Raw genomic sequence first — 3,531 nt, forward strand, 5'->3', positions numbered from 1 at the left:
GCACTCATCATGTCCATTATGCTTTTTGTCCCGTCACTCCTATTGAGTGCGGGAAGAAAGATGTGAGATGTGGTATACTGGTAGTGTGAAATTAAAATAAAAGTCATGAGTAAAAAAAATTATTTGTTAGTTGGCGTGGTTTTTTGTTGTGTGTTGTTTTTCTGTAATGTGTCGTCTATTTTTGCGGCATCATATACATTGATCGAAAATGTGCCATGGGCAAAAGCCGGAGACAGCTTCCCTACGTATATTACAGGTTTATATAATTTTCTTGTTGCTGTTACTGCAATTGCGGCACTGCTTATGATCACGATTGGGGGTTTTTATTATGTGGTGTCAGCGGGTAATCAAGCCCAGGCGGGAACGGCAAAAAAGATCATTTCCGATGCGCTTTTGGGGTTGGTAATCGTTTTTGTCACATGGCTTATCCTGCATACGATCAATCCGGATCTTTTGGAGTTTGCTGATCTCAGCAAATTACAGCAGAGTGTTCAAAGTGGTAAGTAGAGTTTTTTACATCACTAAAAATTTGACCAATCGTCTGTTGCTAAAACTTTAGAGGTGACACGTGGGATGTGAGTAGATGAGGAAATGTGGTTAATGGATAAATTTTACAAGTACAAAAAATATGATCAAAAAAATATTCATTGTGTCAACAATCTTTTTACTGACCCTCCTTGTTTTTTTTGGCATTTATTCCGTTGCGTTCAAACCGCAAGATACACAAAAAGTTGCAACAAAAGATCAAAAAATAGGCGATGGTCTGGATATTGCCAATATTGTTGGAGAAAAAATGGTCAATATTACATCGGATCCTGTTATTGCTGCGACACTTGGTCCAAATAGTGATACGATTCGATATATTGATGGTCTAGACGGACGTGCATGGACAATGACGTTGCGTGGATCAAACAAGGAGGTTTTGATGAGTGAAACATCGGGCGTGCCGGTAAGCGTCAAATGGTCACAGCGTGGGGATGCGGCGATCATAAAATACAATGATGGAGGAATTTTCGTACATAACTATGCAACAAAGACCAAAAATAAATTGCGCAACGGCATGGATGATGTTGAATGGGCATCAATTGACGGTAAGATCCTTTATAAATACTATGATGAAAAAACAAAGGAACGCTCTCTCAATATCGCGAACGCTGATGGAACAAATTGGAAAAAAATTGCAAACTTGCCATTTCGCTATACAGAGTTTATGCAGATCCCATCGTCAATTCTTGTGGCGTTTTGGCCAATGCAGGATGTACAAGTCGCATCGGAAATTTTTACGACGAGCACAATCAATGAAACAGAGCCAAAAAAGATCTTTTCGGGAGAATATGGAGGAGAATATGTTTTTTCGCCAAATGGTAAGAAAGTGCTGGTGAGCAGTGTGAAAAATGGAGGCATCACATTGGGCGTTATGGATAGTGATGGTAAAAATTATACCGATCTCATGGTGCCAACCATCGTGGATAAGGCTGTGTGGTCAAAAGACAATAAGACAGTATATTATGCACAACCAACCGATGTGCCAGATTCTGCAGTGTTGCCAAATGATTATGTAAATAAAAAATTTACAACACACGATACTTTTTATAAAATGGATGTGGAATCCGGCAAAAAAGAACGAATTATTGAGTTAAAAGAGATCAAAGAAAAAATAGATGCTTCAAACATGTTTTTGTCGCCATCGGAGGACGCCCTATTCTTTATTAACAGAGAAAATCAATTGTTGTACAAAATAAGTTTATAAGCGTGACACAGCGGGTGATTATATGAATAATTTGCAAAAAAAAGTTCTTGCTTTTGTTGTTGTGACATGTCTTTTTTTGTCTCCGCCGGTAAGTGCGTCGGCCTTTGGATTGGATTCGTTGGATTTTTTTTCATCTGACTCAATACAAGATCTTTTGGGCGATGCAGATTCAATTGACAGTTTACTGGGCTTGTCAGATTTATCGGGAAGCGGTTCGGGTGCATCAAGCAAATTGCAATCCGGCATAAAAGAATTTTTAGAAAATGATCTCAATATCAATGTGGAAGAAAGTCTTAAACCGATTACAGAAAGCATAAATTCTGCGGGAAATAAAGGTAAAATTCCTGAAGTGTCAATTCGGTTTTCTACGCCAAATCCAAAGCCGGGGGAGATGGTCACGGCTCTTGCAGAAGTGACAGGAATATCCAATGAAAATGAAGCATACTATTCATGGTATATAAAAAATGATGAAAATCGCGAGGTGCCACCAGATGGTGAGGATCGCATGGTCACATATCGTGCAAATGCAATACGCGCACAAGCAGAAATGTATTTTGATCCGTTAAGTCTTGATCAACCAATGAACGGTGGCAATGGTGATGGTAGTTTTGAAGATGACTATAATCGCATTTTAGCTATAAAAAACGATAATGACGATTATCGGACAAAAATGGGTGGAGATAATGGCATTCGTGGCGTGGATCATTATTGTTATGTGTATGATCCGGAAACAGGTGTCCCATATGAATTGAGTGGATCGACTGAAGATAGTGACGATGATGATGCCAGTGAAGATGGTTGTCCAAATGGATATACGCCACGGTGTTTGGTGGAAAACAGGGAAATTCAGTGTCCAACCGATGTGGAGGGTGCGTTTGGGGATATAATCACAGAAATAGAGGATGATCTAAATGCCACAATGGACGGAACGATTGGAGGTAATGGTGGCACGCGAACAGAAACATTGACACAGTGTCTTGATGCTGGATCAGCACCAACGTGTGGTAAGTCAAATACACTTATTTGTCCGCCGGACGATGCAGATACGGATATTACATATAGCTATGGCGGAACAATTAGTATTCCAACGCCATTTTGCGTGCAAAAAGACGAAGAAACGGGCAAATTGTGGACAGATCCAAATACAGTCGGGTGTGTTACGGATGGAGCAAGTTGTTCGGACTACACGACGCAGGGCGTATTGGCTATACCGAGTGAATGCGATGTTAAAGATTTAAGTGGGGGAGATGGTGATTCTTGTGATGGAGTGTCATTGGCGTCTGGTGACGTAGATGAAAAGTTATATCATCTAAATCCCTACACAGATCGGACGACACCTCTTGCAAAAAGTGATGGTGCACTCATTGCAGGAATTGGTCTGAAGGAATTTACGTGGAAATATCAAGAGGGGGATGAAATGGGTGTTGTTGTTGAAGGCATGGGACTTGCACCGACAAAACATGAAGATGCGACATATCAAACAGTTTTTGCGATGATGCAACCGGGATGCAAGGATACACTATTGCATTTTGATAATTACGATGAAACAGTGAAAGGAAGAACGATAAATATACAAACGGCAAGCATTCTCTCAGATAACGAGGGAGAATCTGATGCTATGTCTGGGAATATCGCCATGTGTGTGCTCAATGGAGATGAACTCTTCGTCAAACCCGGCACCTCCGAATACGACTCTCTCACTGTCTCCCTCTCCACAGGCGCATCACAAAGCGGTGCAGCCATCCCCAGTGGCCTCGGACAACCGGTACACGTCACAGCAA

General features: G+C 41.0%; 3 protein-coding genes. All 3 read left to right on the top strand.

The features are described 5' to 3' along the window. Nucleotides 1-105: 105 nt before the first annotated feature. Nucleotides 106-507 (top strand): hypothetical protein, encoded by a 402-nt coding sequence (locus WC819_06795; protein ID MFA5987023.1) that lies wholly within the window; start codon nt 106-108, stop codon nt 505-507. A 121-nt stretch (nt 508-628) separates the two neighbouring features. Further along, nucleotides 629-1,750, top strand: coding sequence for a hypothetical protein (locus WC819_06800; GenBank protein ID MFA5987024.1), 1,122 nt, complete (start codon nt 629-631; stop codon nt 1,748-1,750). Between the two features lie 22 nt (nt 1,751-1,772). Beyond that, a partial coding sequence (locus tag WC819_06805; protein ID MFA5987025.1) for a hypothetical protein occupies nt 1,773-3,531 on the top strand: 1,759 nt, incomplete at its 3' end.

This window comes from Parcubacteria group bacterium, assembly GCA_041660065.1.
Lineage (GTDB): Bacteria > Patescibacteriota > Minisyncoccia > Moranbacterales.